Origin of the sequence: Alistipes sp. UBA1686, assembly GCF_002320215.1 — a bacterium.
Taxonomy (GTDB): Bacteria; Bacteroidota; Bacteroidia; order Bacteroidales; family Rikenellaceae; genus Alistipes; species Alistipes onderdonkii.
In genome coordinates this window covers 1-18339 of sequence record NZ_DCKA01000019.1, presented here as the reverse complement: position 1 = coordinate 18339, position 18339 = coordinate 1, and the positions used below count along the sequence as shown (strand labels likewise).

Annotated in this window: 18 protein-coding genes and 1 tRNA gene; 5 read left to right on the top strand and 14 right to left on the bottom strand. The window is 59.5% G+C overall.

What is annotated here, in order from left to right; all coding sequences use genetic code 11:
- The first annotated feature begins 71 nt into the window (after positions 1–71).
- Positions 72–1532, top strand: coding sequence for a DNA recombination protein RmuC (gene rmuC, locus B3C38_RS09470; protein ID WP_022333533.1), 1461 nt, complete (start codon positions 72–74; stop codon positions 1530–1532).
- A gap of 153 nt (positions 1533–1685) precedes the next feature.
- On the opposite strand, the gene B3C38_RS09465 is transcribed toward rmuC, so the two are convergent.
- The 6 genes from B3C38_RS09465 to B3C38_RS09440 form a co-directional block, all read right to left on the bottom strand.
- On the bottom strand, positions 1686–2246 hold the full coding sequence (locus B3C38_RS09465; RefSeq protein ID WP_286726850.1) for a hypothetical protein: 561 nt from the start codon (positions 2244–2246) through the stop codon (positions 1686–1688).
- Between the two features lie 108 nt (positions 2247–2354).
- Entirely contained in the window at positions 2355–3062 is a 708-nt protein-coding gene (gene tsaB / locus B3C38_RS09460; RefSeq protein ID WP_055211232.1) for a tRNA (adenosine(37)-N6)-threonylcarbamoyltransferase complex dimerization subunit type 1 TsaB, read from the bottom strand.
- A 19-nt stretch (positions 3063–3081) separates the two neighbouring features.
- Positions 3082–3864: a Cof-type HAD-IIB family hydrolase gene (locus B3C38_RS09455; RefSeq protein ID WP_286726847.1), complete on the bottom strand. Its 783-nt coding sequence runs from the start codon at positions 3862–3864 to the stop codon at positions 3082–3084.
- The gene (gene smpB / locus B3C38_RS09450) at positions 3861–4325 is read right to left on the bottom strand and encodes an SsrA-binding protein SmpB (protein ID WP_286726845.1); all 465 of its coding nucleotides are present in this window, start codon (positions 4323–4325) and stop codon (positions 3861–3863) included. Before smpB ends, B3C38_RS09455 begins: the two co-directional genes overlap by 4 nt.
- A gap of 221 nt (positions 4326–4546) precedes the next feature.
- Complete coding sequence (gene dnaG / locus B3C38_RS09445) at positions 4547–6520, bottom strand: DNA primase (protein ID WP_055204312.1); 1974 nt, start codon at positions 6518–6520, stop codon at positions 4547–4549.
- A 119-nt stretch (positions 6521–6639) separates the two neighbouring features.
- Complete coding sequence (locus B3C38_RS09440) at positions 6640–7047, bottom strand: hypothetical protein (RefSeq protein WP_055204314.1); 408 nt, start codon at positions 7045–7047, stop codon at positions 6640–6642.
- A gap of 163 nt (positions 7048–7210) precedes the next feature.
- Here B3C38_RS09440 and uvrB point away from each other — a divergent pair, with 163 nt between their 5' ends.
- On the top strand, positions 7211–9253 hold the full coding sequence (gene uvrB / locus B3C38_RS09435) for an excinuclease ABC subunit UvrB (RefSeq protein WP_055204316.1): 2043 nt from the start codon (positions 7211–7213) through the stop codon (positions 9251–9253).
- A gap of 17 nt (positions 9254–9270) precedes the next feature.
- Here the strand turns inward: uvrB and B3C38_RS09430 are convergent, their stop codons facing one another.
- From B3C38_RS09430 to B3C38_RS09405, 6 genes are read right to left on the bottom strand one after another with little or no spacing between them, the layout of a single operon-like run.
- Complete coding sequence (locus B3C38_RS09430; RefSeq protein WP_018695278.1) at positions 9271–9759, bottom strand: GtrA family protein; 489 nt, start codon at positions 9757–9759, stop codon at positions 9271–9273.
- Positions 9759–10757, bottom strand: coding sequence for a hypothetical protein (locus tag B3C38_RS09425; RefSeq protein WP_286726843.1), 999 nt, complete (start codon positions 10755–10757; stop codon positions 9759–9761). Before B3C38_RS09425 ends, B3C38_RS09430 begins: the two co-directional genes overlap by 1 nt.
- The gene (gene lgt / locus B3C38_RS09420) at positions 10754–11626 is read right to left on the bottom strand and encodes a prolipoprotein diacylglyceryl transferase (RefSeq protein WP_286726842.1); all 873 of its coding nucleotides are present in this window, start codon (positions 11624–11626) and stop codon (positions 10754–10756) included. Before lgt ends, B3C38_RS09425 begins: the two co-directional genes overlap by 4 nt.
- On the bottom strand, positions 11623–12675 hold the full coding sequence (locus B3C38_RS09415) for a sensor histidine kinase (protein ID WP_018695275.1): 1053 nt from the start codon (positions 12673–12675) through the stop codon (positions 11623–11625). The genes lgt and B3C38_RS09415 overlap by 4 nt, the downstream gene beginning before the upstream one ends.
- A gap of 4 nt (positions 12676–12679) precedes the next feature.
- Positions 12680–13276, bottom strand: coding sequence for a riboflavin synthase (locus B3C38_RS09410; protein ID WP_018695274.1), 597 nt, complete (start codon positions 13274–13276; stop codon positions 12680–12682).
- Between the two features lie 4 nt (positions 13277–13280).
- Positions 13281–13910 carry a hypothetical protein gene (locus B3C38_RS09405; protein ID WP_349677390.1) on the bottom strand — a complete coding sequence of 210 codons (630 nt, stop codon included), beginning with the start codon at positions 13908–13910 and terminating at the stop codon, positions 13281–13283.
- 44 nt (positions 13911–13954) lie between these two features.
- Between B3C38_RS09405 and B3C38_RS09400 the strand changes: the two genes are divergently transcribed.
- Positions 13955–14026 (top strand) — tRNA-Arg (locus B3C38_RS09400).
- A 238-nt stretch (positions 14027–14264) separates the two neighbouring features.
- Here B3C38_RS09400 and B3C38_RS09395 read toward each other — a convergent pair.
- Positions 14265–15674: a hypothetical protein gene (locus B3C38_RS09395; protein ID WP_286726837.1), complete on the bottom strand. Its 1410-nt coding sequence runs from the start codon at positions 15672–15674 to the stop codon at positions 14265–14267.
- 3 nt (positions 15675–15677) lie between these two features.
- Positions 15678–16226, bottom strand: a complete 549-nt coding sequence (locus B3C38_RS09390; RefSeq protein WP_286726879.1) for an RNA polymerase sigma factor — start codon at positions 16224–16226, stop codon at positions 15678–15680.
- 136 nt (positions 16227–16362) lie between these two features.
- On the opposite strand from B3C38_RS09390, the gene B3C38_RS09385 reads away from it, so the two are divergent.
- Positions 16363–17052, top strand: a complete 690-nt coding sequence (locus B3C38_RS09385) for a hypothetical protein (RefSeq protein ID WP_286726836.1) — start codon at positions 16363–16365, stop codon at positions 17050–17052.
- A gap of 99 nt (positions 17053–17151) precedes the next feature.
- A complete protein-coding gene (gene ruvB / locus B3C38_RS09380; RefSeq protein ID WP_022333518.1) occupies positions 17152–18159 on the top strand; it encodes a Holliday junction branch migration DNA helicase RuvB in 1008 nt (335 codons plus the stop codon).
- The last annotated feature ends 180 nt before the right edge of the window (positions 18160–18339 follow it).

Here is an 18339-nt window from a genome sequence, read left to right as displayed (position 1 = left end):
ATGCCTCGGTACGGGGTGTTTTCCGGGAATAAATTGCTATTTTTGCATGGAAACAGACACAAAAACACACGATGACTCCTACCACCCTTTTCATATTGGCCGCTACGTGCAGCCTGGCAGTGCCCGTCGCCCTGTTCCTCGTACTCTGGCGCAGGGACACCCGGCGGCTTGCCGCTGATAACCAAGCCTCCGAAGCCCGCGAGCGCGATGCCACGTCACGGCTGGCGGCGGCCGAAGCCCGGCTGGCCGCCGCGGAACAAGCCTTGTCCGCGGAAAAAGAGTTGCGGCAGCGCTACGAAGGACAGGTGCAGGCGCTGACCGAGCAGCGGACGCGTACCGAAGCGGAACTGGCGGCACTCCGCGCCTCGTCCGAGGCCGAGATCGCATCGCTGCGCGCGAAGAACGCCGAGGATCGCGCGGCCGAAAAAGCCGAGCGCGAAAAGCTGGAGGAGACTTTCCGGGCCCAGTTCCGCAACCTTGCGACCGAGATCCTGGGCGAGCAGTCCAAGCATTTCAAGGAGACCAACAAGGAGTCGCTCGACGTGCTGCTCAAACCCTTCCGAGACAACATCGCCGAATTCCGCAAGCGCGTCGAGGACATCTACACCACACAGACGGCTCAGCGCGGCGAACTGAAGGCCGAACTGAAAAACCTGATGGAGCTCAACCGGCGCATCACGACCGAGACCACGAACCTGACGAACGCACTGAAAGGCAATTCGAAAGTGCAGGGCGACTGGGGAGAAATGCTGCTGGAAACGATCCTGGACAGTTCGGCGCTCATCAAGGGCATCCACTACGAAACGCAATACAACATCAAGGACGCCGAGGGACACAACCTGCGCCCCGACGTCGTGCTGCACCTGCCCGAGAAGAAAGACATCGTCATCGACTCGAAGGTTTCGCTCACGGCTTTCGTAGGCTACACCTCGGCCGAGACCGAAGAGGAGCGCCGCCGCTACCTCGCAGCGCACACGGCCTCCGTCCGCCAGCACGTCAACGAACTGGGACGCAAGGAGTACCAGCGCCTGCTCAACTCGCCCGACTTCGTCATCATGTTCATCCCCAACGAGCCGGCCTTCCTCGCCGCATTGCAGAACGACGCGGCCATTTGGTCGGACGCCTACGACAAGAAGGTCATCATCTCGTCGCCGACGAACCTTTTCGCCCTGCTCAAACTGGTCGCCGACCTGTGGAAATACAACGACCAGGACAAGAACACCAGAGACATCGCCGCATGCGGGCTGAAACTCTATGAACAACTGGTGGCCTTCACCGGTTCGCTCGAAGGGGTCGGCACGGCACTGGACAAGGCACGCGACGCCTATGACGACGCCTACAAACGGCTCTGCACGGGCAACGACAACATCATCCGCGTCGGGGAACGGCTGCGCAGGACGGCGCGCCTGCAAACCAAGAAACAGCACTCCGCGCGCACGCTTGAAGCCGCCGGGGAGGACGACCTCCCGGGCATCCCCGCCGCCGAAACCGGGGGCGGGAATCCGGTTCCCGGAGCCGGAGGCGAAGAATAACCGAAATGCCCGGCGCGCCAGCCCGGATACCCGGGTACAGAGGAACACGGGGAGGGCAAAGCCCCCTATAACATGTAAAAGCCCGCCGATATTCGGCGGACTTTTACTTATCCCGGCAGGATGATATTTCCCATGTCGTGCACAAAATCCGGCTCACGGCCTGCGGGGTTCCCTCCAGTTTTTGCGCATCCGCACTTCGATCCCGGGCGTCGCGTCGTGCGCCATCGTCTCCACGATGTCGTCCCACACCTCCTGAACCCAGCCGACACGTCGCCGGCAATGCTTCAGCACCTCGACCGCCCAAATCTTCACGGCGACCTTCGCCCCCGGATCGACTGCCCACCGGGCGGCAGCCTCGGCAATCCGCTCCAGATCCCGCACCTCGGGCGTGTAACGCCCCAGCAGGTCGGCCATGACCTTTGCGAAATGGCGCCGGGCGCTGGGATCGGCGCAGGCAGGGAAATCCTTCCGGCAAAACAGGCCGGCATAGGGCATGAACGAATCCGGGGTGTCGAAATAGATCTTTTCGAGCACATACGCACCCCGGAAAGCCACCTTGTGCCCCACGGCACGCGGCAACCCCTCGTAGCGGGAGGTCACCACCTCATACAGCAGCCCCACGGCACCCGCATCGCGCACGCGCCGGGCCACCGTGTCGGCAAAATCGGAATAAAACCGCTCCGACAGGCATTTTATCAACTCCGCTTCCACCATACCGGTATACTCCCGCCGAACCCCCGATTCTGAAGGTTCGCCATACAGCAACCCCGAAAAGCCCGGGGCCTTACGGCCATGCCGGACGCCACAGCATGAAGAACGCCGTCAGAACAACTTTTTCTTCGACGTCGTAACGACAAAATCCTTCAGGTAGAAAGGTTCGAAATAGGCGATATCTTCCGTGCATCCCGCATCGAGCGCACGCTGGGCCAGCCGCGCAAGCCCGCGTGCGGAAGGGGCTACCTCGACAAGCACGGCGTCGGGCAGTATCCCGGCGCATTTGCGGGCCCCGCTGCCGAAGATCACGAACGGCCTCCCCTGCGAACGGAAGTGCGCAAAGCTCTCCCCGTCGACGACCTCGGCCGAAACTTCGTTCAGGGGCTTGCCAGTTGTATCGAATACCTGCGCATAGACCTCCATGCGGCGGGCATCGACCATCGGGCAAAGGCAGGCATGTTCCCAGTCGGGGACGGAAAGAATTCCGGCTTCGTAGTCTTCGAGCGCCACTTCGGCCAGCGCATCGAGCGACCCGACGGCCACCAGCGGCTTACGCACCCCGTAGCACAGCCCCTTGGCGAACGAAACGCCGATCCGCAGCCCCGTATAGGAGCCGGGGCCCTTGCCCACGGCCACGGCATCCAGTTCATCGGGCGCAATGCCCGTTTCGCGCAAAAGCTCGTCGACGAACACGCCGACCTTGCGGGCATGGTCGCGCCCCTCGTCGCTCTCGCGCAGCGAAAGCAGCTCCCCGTCCTTTGCAATACCGACCGAACAAACGTCCGTACCGGTCTCGATACATAGAATCAAGCTCATATCTTCGATAAATTCAAACTCAATCGTCCAAAATACCCAGGTGCTCCAGCGCCCGGGCAATGCCGTCGTCGTCGACCGTAGCGGTCACGTAGTCAGCGGCGTTCAGCGCCTCGTCGCAGGCATTGCCCATGGCAATCCCCACCCCCGCGGCAGACAACATCGCCACGTCGTTGCCGCCGTCGCCGAAGGCCGCGACCTCCGAAGCCCGTAATCCGCAGGCGGACATAAATTCCCTCATACCCGTGGCCTTGTCGATGCCTGCGACATTGATGTCGGCGAAAATCGGGCACCACCGGCTCGCCGCAAGCCCGGGCAACAGCGCCATGACGCGCCGTTCGGTCTCCGTATCCAGATAGAAACACATCTGGCAGCACTCGCTCCGGCCGAAAAGCGCACGGAGGTCGGTCTGCTCGGGCACGGGATGCGCGACCATATGCGCCAGCCGTTCCACCTCGGGCGTCACACGGTTGACGAATACACCGCTCTCCAGTTCCAGCGCCAGCGGGAATCCCATCTGCGAGGAGAGCTCCATGGCGCGTTCGAAATCGGCCCGCGGGATCGGGTGCTGGCTTACCACACGCCCGTCGGCAGCCACACACCGTGCGCCGTTGAGCGACACCACGCCGTCGTAGGGAATCCCCTCGAGCGGAGCGAGGTCGTTCGCCGCACGCCCCGTAGCGATAAAGAGCCGGATGCCCCGCGCATGCGCTCGCACCAGGGCATCGCGTGCCGAAGCGGGTATTTCATAGGTCTCGAAACTGATCAGCGTACCGTCCACATCGAGGAAAACAGCTCGTATCATCGTTTGTAATTTTTCATCGCCTTGTCGATCTCACGCTTGGCATTGTTTTCCTTCAGGTATTCGCGCTTGTCATAGGTCTTCCGGCCCCGGGCCAGCCCGACCACGACCTTGGCCAGTCCCCGTTCGTTCAGGAACAGGCGCAGCCCCACGATCGTGAGGCCCTTGTCCTGCCCCGCGCGCTGGAGCTTGTCCAGCTCGCGGCGGTTGAGCAGCAGTTTCCGGTCGCGGCGCGGCGCATGGTTGTTGCAGGTGCCCCACCCGTATTCGGCGATGTTGACACCCCGTATCCACAGCTCACCCTTGTCGAAATAACAGAACGAATCGGTCAGCGAAGCCTTGCCCGCACGGATGGACTTGATCTCGGTACCGACGAGCACGATGCCCGCAACGTACTCTTCCAGAATCTCATAGTCGAACGTCGCGCGCTTGTTACGGATATTTATCTTTTTCTGTTCACTCATATATTCGGAATCGGCACAATAATTGCCTATTTATTCGCAGGGGTGGGAATCGGTCAAGGTAACTAATTCTTTTATCTTTGATATGTTTTACACATCTTTCTGTTTATTTTCTGTTTGCACACGGTATGCGTAGTGATACGTGTACGACCCGAGACCCGCCCCTTTTTTCTTTTAAAATTCGAACCCCGGCATATCCCCGCCCGGCACTCCGCCGGGCGCGGTCATAATATCAACCGCTGCAATTTCTTTGCAATCGTCACTTTCACCTTGTTGAACCCGGCCAGCCGCTGGATCACCTCGCCGACCTGCTCGTCCGTGAGGCTCTCGTCCGCGAGCTTGGCCTGCCACTCCTTGATATAGCTTTCGATCACCTTCGACTTGTAGAGCGTCACGGCCTTCGGCACCCCTACGGCCAGCATCTCGGCATCGCTCTCGACATGGATGTCCTTGCGCCGCCACAGCTGGCTGGCCACGTAATTGTCGTCCGACGTAAGGATGTCGACCGAGGCGTTGCACACCTCCGGGTCGGGATGGTTCAGGAAAAAGTGCGCCGGGACTTCCACCCCCGTACCGAGAATCTTCCACTGCTCACGGTAAGTTGCCAAAATACTGTTGTATAGCGGATTGCGAAACGTAAGCCCGTCGCTGTCCAGTTCCAGGAAGATCACCTCCGCGACGTTGCACGCCACCATCGTGCGCCCCTCCTTGAACTCGAACGAACAATGGCCGTATTTGAGCAGGTATTTCACCAGTTCGCGTTCGAGCGCCTCGGTGCTGCTCCCTGCCTCGACCTGCTTCACGAATTCCACCTCGGGCTGCGGAGCCTCCGCCTTCCGCAACGCCGTCTGGCGGCGTACGAATTCGTCAGCCTCGCGGTCGCCGGTCGTCGCCATGCGCTTGCGCGCCACCTCCGAGATCAGGATGTTCTCGTCGATGTCCATGATCCGCGCGCACTCCTTGATGTAAACCGACCGCTGGATCGGATCGGGAATCTGCGCGATCGACTGCACCATGTCGGCGATCAGCGCCGCCTTCCGGATCGGGTCGCCCTGGGCGGCCTCCAACAGCAATTTTGCTTTGAAGGCCAGGAAATCCTGCTCGTTGGCCCGGATATATTCCTGCACCTCGGCCGCAGTGTGCGCCCGGGCGAAGGAGTCGGGATCCTCGGGTTCGGGCAGCAGCACCACGCGCACGTTCATCCCCTCCCGGAGGATCATGTCGATCCCGCGCAGCGAAGCGTGGATACCCGCCGAGTCTCCGTCGTAAATGACCGTGATATTTTTCGTAAAACGGTTCAGCAGGCGTATCTGCTCGGTCGTGAGCGATGTCCCGGACGACGAAACGACGTTCTCGACACCCGCCTGGTGCATCGAAATCACATCGGTATAGCCTTCGACCATGATGGCGAAGTCGAGCTGCTGGATCGCCTTCTTGGCGAAATAGAGTCCGTACAGCTCACGTTTCTTGCTGTATATCTCGCTCTCGGGCGAATTCTGGTACTTGGCAACGGTCTTGTCGGTACGCAGCGTACGGCCGCCGAAAGCGACGATGCGCCCCGAAATGTTATGTACGGGGAAAATCACCCGGTCGCGGAAGCGGTCGTAGAGCGAACCGTCGCTCTCGCGTTCGAGCGAAAGGCCGGTAGAGACCAAGAACTCCTTTTTATATCCCGCCGCCAGCGCATCCTTCGACATCCGGTCGCCGCGCGCGGGGCAGAACCCGAGGCCGAACTTCTTGATCGTGGCGTCGGTCATGCCGCGTTTCTGGCGGAAGTAAGCCATGCCCACGCTCATCCCCTCAGTCTCGTGATGGAGGTAGTTGGCAAAATAATCGGCCGCCCAGCCGTTGAGTGCGAACATCGACTCGCGGTCGTCGTTGCGGCGCACCTCTTCCTCGGACATCTCCTTCTCCTTGACTTCGATGCCATAGCGTTTGGCCACCATCTTCAGGGCTTCGGGATAGGTGATGTTCTCGTGCTCCATCAGGAACGTGACGGCATTGCCGCCTTTGCCGCAGCCGAAGCATTTATATACCCCCTTCGAGGGCGACACGACGAACGACGGGGTTTTCTCGTTGTGGAACGGGCAGCAGGCCTGGTAGTTCACGCCCTTGCGCTTGAGCGTGACGTACTCGCCGATAATATCCACGATATTGGCGGCTGCATAAATGCGGTCTACTGTTTCCCTGTCGATCATGTCTGCAAAGATAGCAATAATTCCCCAACCCTTAGCGGGGTGCAAAAAGTTTTTGCCGGGCGGAGAAGATCAGTACCCAACCGTCCTGATGTCTTCCAGCTCGGCGCGGATGGCCTCGTTCAATCCGCAGGCAGGCACCAAGCCTCGGGTGATGAACCCGGAACCGAGCGTGTCATCCATCTGGCAGCGGAAGCAGCACTCCTGATTTTCCCGTGCACGGAGAAAAACAAGCTCAGGGCGCAGCGGAGCGTATCTTCGTGCACCTTGTCCAACTCCCCGCGGCCGGATGCGGCGGCACATTGCCGCATGGCATACATCTCGGTCGTAAAATCGGCGATCACCCCTTCCGACATATCGAGGTGGCGCAGCACATCGGACTTGAACAGCCCGACAATCTCCCGGGCATCCTGCCGTTTCTGGCAGTTCGTAATAAGCCGCCCGCCCCCGAACGTAATGACGACACCCAGGATCACGGCCAGGGAATTGAGCCGGAACGACTTCCAGCCTTCGCTTTCGAACAGCTTCATACGTTGCACACGATCTATCGGCACAAAGCTATACATTATTACCAGGGATATGGCGTGGCGGGACAATTTTAACTGTCCCCGGTACGTTTCAAAACAGACGCTCCGCCTTGGCCAAACCGGGGCGACATTTCACCATACCGTTTTTTTTACCTACTTTTGCACCATGGATTTCAAGTTGGTATCGGATTACGCCCCGATGGGCGACCAGCCGGAAGCGATCGCACAGCTCGTCGGCTCGATCCGGCACGGCTCCAAACATAACACCCTGCTGGGGGTGACAGGCTCGGGAAAGACCTTCACCGTGGCCAACGTCATCGCGCAGCTGAACCGCCCGACGCTCGTCCTGAGCCACAACAAGACGCTCGCGGCGCAGCTTTACGGCGAGTTCCGCAATTTCTTCCCGGAGAACGCCGTGGAGTATTTCGTCTCCTACTACGACTATTACCAGCCGGAGGCCTACCTCCCCTCGACGGACACCTTCATCGAAAAAGACCTTTCGATCAACGCCGAGATCGAGAAACTGCGCCTGCGCACCGTAGCCACGCTGCTGTCGGGGCGCCGCGACGTGATCGTCGTATCGAGCGTATCGTGCCTCTACGGCGCCGGCAACCCGGCGGATTTCCATGCCACGGCCATCAACATCCGGGTCGGGCAGGTCGTCAGCTACAAGCATTTCCTCTACAAGCTGGTCGAAGCGCTCTACACGCGCACCGAACGCGACCTGGAACCGGCGACGTTCCGCGTCAACGGCGACACGGTGGACATCATGGCGGCCTTCGGCGAATTCGGCAGCCAGTGCTTCCGCGTAATGTTCTACGACAACGAAGTCGAGGCCATCCAGACCATCGACCCCGCGACGGGGCAGCGTATCCACTCGCTCGACAACCTGACGCTCTACCCCACGAGCCTCTTCGTCACCACCAAGGAGCGCATCAACTGCGCCGTACAACAGATATACCTGGATCTGGGCAGGCAGATCGAATTCTTCGAGCGTGCCGGACGCACGACAGAGGCGCAGCGCATCAAGCAGCGCGTGGAATACGATGTCGAGATGATCAAGGAGTTGGGGTACTGCCCCGGCATCGAGAACTACTCGCGTTATTTCGACGGCCGCGCCGAGGGCACGCGCCCTTTCTGCCTGATCGACTATTTCCCGAAGGATTACATGCTCGTCGTAGACGAAAGCCACGTCACGCTGCCGCAGGTACACGCCATGTACGGCGGCGACCGCGCCCGCAAGGAAAACCTCGTGGAGTACGGATTCCGGCTCCCGGCGGCCAAGGACAACCGTCCGGTGACCTTCGCCGAGTTCGAGCAGTTGCAGGGCACGTCGATCTACGTGAGCGCCACGCCCGCCGACTACGAACTGATGAAGAGCGAAGGCGTGATCGTCGAACAGCTGATCCGCCCCACGGGGCTGGTCGACCCGCCGCTCGAGGTGCGCGTCACGGCCAACCAGATCGACGACCTGCTGGAGGAGATCGACAAGCGCGTGAAAGACGACGACAAGGTGCTCGTGACGACCATCACCAAACGCATGGCCGAGGAACTTTCGAAATATTTCGACCGGGTGGGCGTGCGCAACCGTTACATCCACTCGGACGTGGATACGCTGGAACGCATCCAGATTCTGGAAGACCTGCGGGCCGGAATGTTCGACGTGCTGGTGGGCGTGAACCTGCTGCGCGAAGGCCTCGACCTGCCCGAAGTGGCGCTGGTGGCGATCCTCGACGCCGACAAGGAGGGTTTCCTGCGCAACGTGCGGTCGCTGACGCAGATCGCGGGACGCGCCGCGCGCCATTCACAGGGCAACGTGATCCTCTATGCCGACACCTGCACCGACTCCATGCGCTTCGCAATCGAGCAGAGCAACCGCCGGCGCGAGAAACAGGTGCGCTACAACATGGAGCACGGCATGCTGCCGCGCCGGGCGCAGAAGAGCGGCACGGGGCAAAGCACCCTGCTCTCCGCGCGCACCGACGTCCCGGAAATAGCGGCGAGCTACCCGCTCGCCGAAGACCACTACATGGCCGCCGCGGACGTACAGAGAACCTATGCCGCAAGCGAGAACATCGACACGCTGATCGACAAGGCGCGCGAAGACATGGAACGTGCGGCCAAATCGCTCGACTTCCTCGCCGCCGCGAAATTCCGCGACAGGATGTACGAACTGCAGAAACTCAAGGAGGAGAACCGGAAAGGCTGACACGCCCGGCCCCGCGGTTATTCGCGGACGGCGTTGCGAAAGGTGAAATACTTGGCAGCCAGATAGCTGTACACCATCGTCCCCAGCGAGGCCATCATTTGCGAAGGCGTCGCCCAAAACCCGCACAACTCGACGAAGAATTTCAGGAAGAGATAATTGACCACCACCGAGCCGGCGACGGAGAGGAGGTAGCGGAAAAGCTGCGTCCCCGTGGCAAGCGGCGAACGGCGGAAAGCCACGTGGCGGTTCAGCCAAAACCCGGTGAAAAAGGTCAGCGGAAAAACAATCAGCATCGCCGCGACATGCGGGGAAACCGCGATGAACCCGAGGTCGAGCAGCTCCTTGTCGAGCACGAAATTATAGAGCAGGAAATAGCACCCCCAGCCGAAAACCACGTTCGCGCCGCCGCAAACGGCATAACGGAACGTCTGGCGCGGCAATAACGCAGAAACAGGCCGGCGGTAGAACCAGTCGATGAAACGGATTATCAGCTCGGAAAGACGCATCAACGGGCAGTGTAAGTCCACAGCCCGGGGAAACGGTCGCTATAATTACGGATGAACAACGTACATGCCTCCGCATCGGGCGCCTCGAAAGGTGAAACCATGAATTTATTGCCGAAACGGTAGACCCCGCAGCGTACCGATGCATCCCTGGCTTCGGCATCCGCGGCGGCACGGGCCGCATTTTCCGGCGTACTGAAAACCCCCAACACGACATACCGGTGTCCCGAAACGAGCGATGCAGGCTCCGTGGAGACCCGTGCCGCCGACCCGGGACGCAGTCCGGCAGGTTTGGCATCCGCACGGTCACCGGCGCTATCCGCCGTCCCGGCCGCACCCGCAGCACTGCTCCCGGCAACGTCGGTTTCCGCAGCCTTCGTTCCCGCAACTGCCGTCGCAGTCCCGTCGTCCGTCACACCGGCCGTCGCGGACGAATCGGCGGGAATCCCCGCATCCGCGGCGGGCAAGGTGCGCGCTACTTCGGCGATCGCGCCGGGTTCCGGAATATCGGAAGAATTGATGCGCAGGAATTCGGCGCCGCCGAAACCCGCCGCAATCACGATCGCCGCGATGCCGACCCACAGCGCCCAGTCCAACCGGCGGGCAGGCTTGATCCGCACGGGCTCGTGTCCCTGCGGGTTCAGCAGCCTGTCGAACGCGGGTGCAAGCGTAAAATTCTTGAATTTGAGCACGCCGACGCCCTCTATGGTCAGCACGTCGCCCTCGCGCGTGCGGGAAAGCCAGCGGTCGTAAACATCCTGTGCTCCGGCAGCGTCGCAGTGCAGCGTACGCGCCAGTTCATCGGCAAGCGATACCCCCTGCTGCTGCGAAGAGAAGGATACCACGCGGCAGGGAGGAAGGACTGTACGTTTGGAAAGCCGCCTGGCACCGCGCTGCTCGACAAAGAGCGACCCTACGCCGGGCAGGAACACCCCGCTTCCGCCGGCAAGCAGGTTGCCGACAAGGCGGTTCACTTCATCGACCATCGGGTAATTGCTCATCGTTTCTTCTTTTTTGGAGTCGCTGCCGGGGCTTTCGGCACCGGAGCGGGGGAAACTTCGGGCCCGGACACACTCCGGTAAATCATGTAAATACCCAGCACGATAAACGGAATGCTCAGCCATTGCCCCATATCGAGCACCCATCCCTGTTCGAACGCCTCCTGCTCGGTCTTGATGAACTCGATGAAGAAGCGCGTCAGGAAAATCCCGAGCAGCCCGATGCCGAACAGGATGCCCGGACGGCGCCGCGCGATGTCCTTCGCATAATAGAGCCAGCAAAGGATGCCGAAGGTGATCAGGTAGCAGAGCGCCTCGTAAATCTGGGTCGGGTGTACCGCCGCGGGGGCGAACTCGTTCACCCACTTGGCCGAGCGGACGAATTCGAAGCCCCACGGCAGGGTCGTGGCCATGCCGAAGATCTCCGAATTGAACAGGTTGCCCAGCCGGACGACGGCACCGCCGATGCCCACCGCGATCATGATGCGGTCGAGCGACCAGATATAGGGCAGCTTGTTCTTGCGCGAGAACAGCCAGAGGCCGATCAAGAGGCCGATGGCGGCGCCGTGGCTGGCCATGCCGCCGTCCCGGAAACCCGTGATGATCGTCCACGGCTTGCTGAGGTATTCCATCGGGTCGTAGAAGAGGCAGTGCCCCAGCCGCGCCCCGATGATCGTCGCCAGAGTGCCATATATAAAAATCGACTCGGAGACCTTCGGCGGAAGCCCCTCGCGCTTGCAGAAGTTATCGAAAAACTTGGCGCCGATCAGGATTGCCAGCGCCCACATCAATCCGTAATAGCGGATGTCGAGCGACCCGATGGAGAAGAACACCGGGTCGAAATTCCAAACGATGCTTAACGGTCGTATCATTTATTCAGTTCTTGCAGGTTGACTTTTTTGAGCGTAAACGAGAAGGTACTCCCCACGCCCGGTTCGCTGCGCACGCTGATGCGTTCGCCGTGCGCTTCGATGATATGCTTCACGATCGCCAGGCCGAGCCCCGTACCGCCCTGCTCGCGCGAGCGTCCCTTGTCGGTACGATAGAATCGCTCGAAGACGCGGGGCAAATCCTCCTTACTGATTCCCAATCCGTTATCCTCCACCTCGACAAGTATTTTGTCGAGCATGTCGCGAAAATGGACGCGCGTCAAACCGCCCTCCTTCCCGTAGCGGATCGAGTTGATGACGAGGTTCACGATGACCTGACCGATGTAATGTTTGTCGGCCAGCACCCAAAACGGCGAGGGAAGGTTGTCGGCGCCCTTGATCGAAATCCGGATGCCTTTTTTGTCGGCCTCCATCTCGGCCTGCTCGGCGATCTCCTTCGTCAGCGCCACGATGTCGAACTTCTCCATTTCGAGGCGGTTCATGTTGCTCTCCAGCTTGGAGATGGTATCCAGGTCGTTGACGATATTGATCAGGCGGTCGATGCTCTTCTCGGCCCGCTCGAGGTATTTGCGGTTGATGAGCTCGTCCTCCAGGCCGCCGTCGAGCAGTGTCGAGATATACCCTTGTATATTGAAGATCGGGGTCTTGAGTTCGTGCGCCACATTGCCCAGGTACTGCTTGCGGAACTGCTCGGTCTCCTTGAGGCGGGCGATCTCCTTGTCGTTCGTATCCGCCCACGCCGTGAGTTCCTCGCCGATATTCTCGACATGCTTGTCCTTCAGCTCGGAAAAAATCTCGTGCGTATGCACGTCACGCGAAAGCACGATGGAATAGATCGGCTTGAGCTTGTAAGCCACGTATTTGCGGATGATGAACAGCGCCACGAGCGCCACGACGACAAAGACGGCGCCGCAGACGCACAGCGTCACCCACCACACCGCATCGAGCAGCGTCATCGTCCCGGCCACAATGGCCGTTGCGAGGAGCGCGATCCACAGCGATGCGCCCTCTTTTGTTTTGATGTACACCATAGGCTTACTTCGTATAATTTTGCATGAGACGGGCGATGTACTTGCCCACGATGTCGAATTCGAGGTTCACGACCGAACCCACGCCGATGCGGCAGAAGTTCGTATGCTCGAACGTATAGGGAATGATCGCCACGCGGAACGACGACTCCTTCGAGTCGCAGACCGTCAGGCTCACGCCGTTGACCGTCACCGACCCCTTCTCCACGGTACAGAGCCCACCGCCCTGCGGTTCGTAGGCGAACGTATAGTACCAGCTGCCGTCGGCGTCCTCGCGGGCCGTGCATACGGCCGTCTGGTCGACATGCCCCTGGACGATATGCCCGTCGAGCAGCGCATCGGGTTTCATCGAGCGTTCGAGGTTCACCAGATCGCCCACAGCCAGCAGGCCGAGGTTGCTCCTGTCGAGCGTCTCCTTCATCGCCGTGACCGTATACGTATCATCGCGGATGTCCACAACTGTCAAACATACGCCGTTATGTGCTATGCTCTGGTCGATTTTCAACTCGCGGCAAAAGTCCGCGCGCAGCGTAAAATCCTTATTCTGACGGTCGGTACGGATGTCCACGACCTCCGCCATGCGTTCCACGATCCCTGAAAACATATTCTCAACTGTTTATTATCAATTTGCCTTTAACTTTATATACCGAGCTTATATCACTGACATTCAGAATTATGTCGTCATAATTTTCCCGATCGCCGGCCACCAGGCGGAGTTTGTCCTCCCCGTCGGCGAGCCGAACTATCCGCAAAGTTACAATTTTTCGGCTGACAATCACATATTCCCCCCCGGGAATAATTGCATCCCGGTCGACGGCCTTCAGCAAGACCACCGCACCCGGCGGCAAGGCGTCCCCCATGGCACGTCCCATGTAACACATGGCAAGGTCGCACTCACCCGCCTGCGGGATGACCAGGCTGCTCTCGGCCTCGAGGTGGGTGACGTGCGCGATGGCCTGTTCGACGTCCACATTATAAAAAGGTATCTGGGCGCCGCGCAGTTTCCCGTCCGCGAACATCTGCCCCTCCCCCGTCAGCAGCCACAATTTATCCACCTGCGGGAATTTGGAGACGATGCGGTCGGCCACGTCGAGCGAAATGCCGTTGTTACCGCGTTTAATCTGGTAGAGGTTTTCGCCGCATGCAAGCCCGATATGGCGGGCGAAGTAGTTGGTTGACATGTTCGCCCATTTGATTACGGCTTCGATCCTCTGCCAATTATTCTGCTTTTCTCGCATTTTATTAGTAAAAATTAAAAAAAAATTTGTATCTTTGCACTCCCGGTCCCGTAGTTCAATGGATAGAATATAAGATTCCGGTTCTTACGATATGGGTTCGATTCCCGTCGGGACTACAAAGGCACAAGTGCACAGATTGCTGCACTTGTGCTTTTTTGTTAGCGTCAATTCACAATCTTTTATTCAACAAAAATAAGAACAAATTTTCATTAGTCAATAAAAAACAGCATAATTAAGCCATAAAATAGCATATTCAGACATATCACAAAAAAGTCCGTATCGCTTCGGGTACGGACTTCTCCAAGTCGTATTTCACGTCCCAGGGACGTGCAAACAGGATATATCAGTTGAATGTCAGAATGAAAGGCGCACTCCGAGACGGAGGGTCAGCGACAGGGAAGAATCAGTGCGCGATGTACGCAGGGTGGTTTCCGTAAAGTAGTGCGAAACCTCGGGCTCAAAGTAAAGCCCGACATAATTGCCGAGGCGGTACTGTGCTCCGACGGCCCCGGCCACCGACCACTGGACTTTGGGTTCGTCAACGGATTTGGAGCCGAACTTGGCAGACACGCATTTCTCGAGCATACCGCCTGCGCCCACGTACATCGAGAAACGCCCGGTTTCGAGGAACTGCCAGTTAAGGCGCAGGGGAACCCCGATGAAGTGAAGCTTTTGGCTGATATCCTCGCCGCCGGACTGCATGCTCACGTCCGACCATAACAACGTATAGTTCACACCGCTTTCGAGCGACAACCCGTACGCGAACTCCTTGCGCACCGAAAGGCCGAAGCTGAGCGGCTGATGGTGGCGGAACGAATAATCCTCGTAATTGTATTTCAATTGCGCCATCGTGCCGTTGGTACCGCCTACAAATATGTCGGACATCACCAGATTGGGGCCGACACCGCCCGACGCCCCCGATGATCCGGTCACACCGCCTGCGGCGAAGAGCGAAACCGAAGTCTTGCGCCGGGGACGCCTGTATTCCTGCACGCCATCGGCCAGGTAATCGTACGTGCCCGGGTATTTGCGGGGCTGAACGGCCTGCCCGGCAGCCTCTTCTCCCGGGTTCCCGTCCGTGGCGGACGCCTGTCCGGCGACTGCCGCACGCACGGCCGGCCGCGTGCCGTCCGCCGCGGCATCCCCGGTAGCAGCAGCCGCTGCGGAGGCCTTTCCGGAAGCCTCGCTCACTGCCACCGCATTTTCCGCAACCGAATTACCGGTGACGGCGTTTGCAGCAACCGCCTCCCCGGCGGGCGCAGCTCCGGACGTCAAAGCCGCTGCACGGCCGTCCTCGAAGCCCCGCATATCGGCGGCGGCAAGGGCATTCCGTCCCGGTGCAATCCCGGGAGCCGTCCCCGCACCGGGCTCCTCGCCCGGCAGCGCCGCAGCCCGCACGGCCTCTTCGGTCGGAACGGCTGCGCGGAGCGTCCCCGCGAGCGTCCCTTCACCGTCTCCCGCCGGTGTCCCATCGACCTGAGCCATGTCCGCAGCAGAGCTGCCGCTGTCCATCGCCGTTGCAATAACAAACCCTTTATCCCCTAAATCCCGGTTTTCATGCAGCAGGTATCCCCCGCCACCCAGGAAAATCAGCACAGCGGCGGCAGCGGCAGCAATCCGCGGCCAATGGCTACGCAACACGGAGATACGCGGGTGAGGCCCGAGCTCGCGCTCCAGCCGCGCCCAACCATCGGCCGGGGGTGTCACCTCGGTATCCCGGAGCGCACTCCGCATTACGTCTGTCCAGTCTTTATTTTGTTTCATAATTTAATGTGTCTCCATATAGGCCCCTATTCTGCGGGCCAGCAGTGCCCGCGCGCGGAATAACTGCGACGAGGAACTTTTTTCGTTGATCCCCAGCATCTGCGCGATGTCGCGGTGCGAATAGCCTTCGATGCAGTAGAGGTTGAACACCGTACGGTAACCGTCAGGCAATTCGCTGACGAACCCCATCAGCACGTCGCGCGGAATACGCGCCACTTCCGACGGGTCGGGCTCCGGGATGTCGGGCAACTGCCTTCCTTCGTCGAGCACCGTCATGCTCAGTTTGTTCCGGCTGCGGAGCCATTCGAGCGCCACGTTCACCGTGATCCGTTCCATCCAGGCACGCAGGGAACCGGGGCCGCGGTAGGAAAAACGGTCGAAAGCACCGTAAATCTTCAGGAACGCATCGTGCATCAGGTCTTCGGCGGTAGACCGGTCGCCCGAATAGCGGAGGCAGACGGCCAACAGACGGCCTGCATAACGGTCATACAGCTCACGACGGGCCGCATTATCCCCTTTTCTGCACCCCTCGGCCAGTATCTGCTCCTCCATTCCCATATTTGCGTTCATCTTATAAACGGTGTAGCCATCAAAAGACTGCACGGCACCCGAAAAAATTTATGCCCGTGCAGTATTCCGCCCCGCCCTGCATTTAATTAGTGAAGATAACGCAAAAATAATTATAAATATGAAAAGATTCGGATTATTTCTTCTCGTGACCATGGCTGCGGCCATTTTCACCTCCTGCAACGATTCGGACGGGGACTACCCCAGGCTTTCGGCTTTCGCTTCGGTAAAGCCGCTCGAAAATAACGATTTCTATGTCGTTCTCGACGATGGCAAGACGGTGTACCCGGGCGACAAAAGCCGCATAGGCAGCTATAAGGCCGAGGAAGACCAGCGCGTCGTCATATATTTCAACCTGCTGAATACCAAAGTGGAAGGATACGATTACAACATGGCGCTCTATTACATACAGGACATCTACTCGGGCGGCACGAAAGTCGTGACCACCCAGGAGGAACTCGACGCGCTGGAAGACGACAAAACCAGCTTCAAGGAGGCATTCCTCAACAGCAATTACCTCAATGTCTGGGTCGGGTTCAATGCCTGTGACCTCACGAAACACACCTTCCTGCTGGTACGCAACAACGTGACGGAGATCGCTCCTGAATACACGGAAGAGGGGTACCTGAACCTCGAACTGCGCCGCGACGCCCACGGCGACGAAGGCGGATACAACTACGACCGTTATGTCTCGTTCAAGCTGGATTCCTTCAAGGAGGATCTCGAAGGCAAGAAAGGTATCATCCTGCGTGTGAACACCCGCATGAACGGGGTGAAATACATAAAGATCGGGCTGCCGCGTGAGCAATAGCCGGAGCTTCCGGCAGCGACCCCGGCCCGCATATCCTGCGGGCCGGATTTTTTTTCGCCCCGCCGCGGCAAAGTAGCACAAAATCGTTATCTTTGCAACATGTCAATCGTACGCAACACAGAGAGCGATCTCGAATTCGAAAACAAGATACGTCCGCAGGAGTTGGAAACCTTCTCCGGGCAGGACAAGATCGTCGACAACCTCCATATTTTCATCAAGGCGGCGCTCATGCGCGGCGATTCGCTCGACCACGTACTGCTGCACGGCCCCCCGGGACTGGGCAAGACGACCCTTGCCAACATCATCGCCAACGAAATGCACGCGCAACTGCGCGTCACATCGGGTCCCGTGCTGGACAAGCCGGGCGACCTGGCCGGACTGCTGACCAACCTCAACCCCGGCGACGTGCTTTTCATCGACGAGATACACCGCCTGAGCCCGATCGTCGAGGAGTACCTCTACTCGGCGATGGAGGACTACAAGATCGACATCGTACTCGACAAAGGCCCTTCGGCACGTTCGATCCAGATCGAGCTGGCGCCTTTCACGCTGATCGGCGCCACGACCCGCAGCGGGCTTCTCACATCGCCCCTGCGCGCACGCTTCGGCATCCAGTGCCATCTGGAATATTACGACGCCCCGGTACTGGCCGGCATCGTCAGGCGTTCGGCACGCATCCTCGACGTCTCGATCGACGACGATGCGGCGCACGAGGTGGCCCTGCGCTCACGCGGCACGCCCCGCATCGCCAACGCCCTGCTGCGCCGCGTGCGCGACTTCGCAATGGTCAAGGGCGAAGGGCACATCGACCTGGGAATCACCAGAATCGGGCTTTCGGCGCTCAACATCGACTCGCGCGGCCTCGACCAGATGGACAACAAGATACTCGGCACCATCATCGAAAAGTTCGGCGGGGGCCCCGTCGGGCTGAATACCATCGCCACGGCCGTCGGCGAAGACGCCGGCACGATCGAGGAGGTCTACGAACCGTTCCTCATCAAGGAAGGGTTCCTCAAACGCACGCCCCGGGGGCGTGAAGCCACCGAACTGGCCTACCGGCACTTGGGGTTCACCCCACCCGGCAACCCCGAAACCCTGCTGTTTTGAGGCATCCGCCCGAACCGGCCGGCAGCCGTCACCGCCGCACTCCCCGATTCCGAACCAGACATTTTTAAAATAAACACATAGCGAAAAAGTAAATTTGGGCAAAGCGTAGCGAATTAGCTGATAGAGCGTTCGTTACGCTTTGTTTTTCTATGGGGGCAGAGCCAACGAAATACCACCTCG

Excerpts from the sequence above, each read along its gene's own strand:
- B3C38_RS09385 (WP_286726836.1), top strand. The coding sequence starts at position 16,363 with ATGAAAAGATTCGGATTATTTCTTCTCGTGACCATGGCTGCGGCCATT.
- B3C38_RS09430 (WP_018695278.1), bottom strand. The coding sequence starts at position 9,759 with ATGCGTCTTTCCGAGCTGATAATCCGTTTCATCGACTGGTTCTACCGC.
- B3C38_RS09425 (WP_286726843.1), bottom strand. The coding sequence starts at position 10,757 with ATGAGCAATTACCCGATGGTCGATGAAGTGAACCGCCTTGTCGGCAAC.
- B3C38_RS09415 (WP_018695275.1), bottom strand. The coding sequence starts at position 12,675 with ATGGTGTACATCAAAACAAAAGAGGGCGCATCGCTGTGGATCGCGCTC.
- tsaB (WP_055211232.1), bottom strand. The coding sequence starts at position 3,062 with ATGAGCTTGATTCTATGTATCGAGACCGGTACGGACGTTTGTTCGGTC.
- B3C38_RS09465 (WP_286726850.1), bottom strand. The coding sequence starts at position 2,246 with ATGGTGGAAGCGGAGTTGATAAAATGCCTGTCGGAGCGGTTTTATTCC.
- uvrB (WP_055204316.1), top strand. The coding sequence starts at position 7,211 with ATGGATTTCAAGTTGGTATCGGATTACGCCCCGATGGGCGACCAGCCG.
- B3C38_RS09395 (WP_286726837.1), bottom strand. The coding sequence starts at position 15,674 with ATGAAACAAAATAAAGACTGGACAGACGTAATGCGGAGTGCGCTCCGG.
- B3C38_RS09455 (WP_286726847.1), bottom strand. The coding sequence starts at position 3,864 with ATGATACGAGCTGTTTTCCTCGATGTGGACGGTACGCTGATCAGTTTC.
- rmuC (WP_022333533.1), top strand. The coding sequence starts at position 72 with ATGACTCCTACCACCCTTTTCATATTGGCCGCTACGTGCAGCCTGGCA.
- lgt (WP_286726842.1), bottom strand. The coding sequence starts at position 11,626 with ATGATACGACCGTTAAGCATCGTTTGGAATTTCGACCCGGTGTTCTTC.
- dnaG (WP_055204312.1), bottom strand. The coding sequence starts at position 6,520 with ATGATCGACAGGGAAACAGTAGACCGCATTTATGCAGCCGCCAATATC.
- B3C38_RS09405 (WP_349677390.1), bottom strand. The coding sequence starts at position 13,910 with ATGCGAGAAAAGCAGAATAATTGGCAGAGGATCGAAGCCGTAATCAAA.
- B3C38_RS09390 (WP_286726879.1), bottom strand. The coding sequence starts at position 16,226 with ATGGAGGAGCAGATACTGGCCGAGGGGTGCAGAAAAGGGGATAATGCG.
- smpB (WP_286726845.1), bottom strand. The coding sequence starts at position 4,325 with ATGAGTGAACAGAAAAAGATAAATATCCGTAACAAGCGCGCGACGTTC.
- ruvB (WP_022333518.1), top strand. The coding sequence starts at position 17,152 with ATGTCAATCGTACGCAACACAGAGAGCGATCTCGAATTCGAAAACAAG.
- B3C38_RS09410 (WP_018695274.1), bottom strand. The coding sequence starts at position 13,276 with ATGTTTTCAGGGATCGTGGAACGCATGGCGGAGGTCGTGGACATCCGT.
- B3C38_RS09440 (WP_055204314.1), bottom strand. The coding sequence starts at position 7,047 with ATGAAGCTGTTCGAAAGCGAAGGCTGGAAGTCGTTCCGGCTCAATTCC.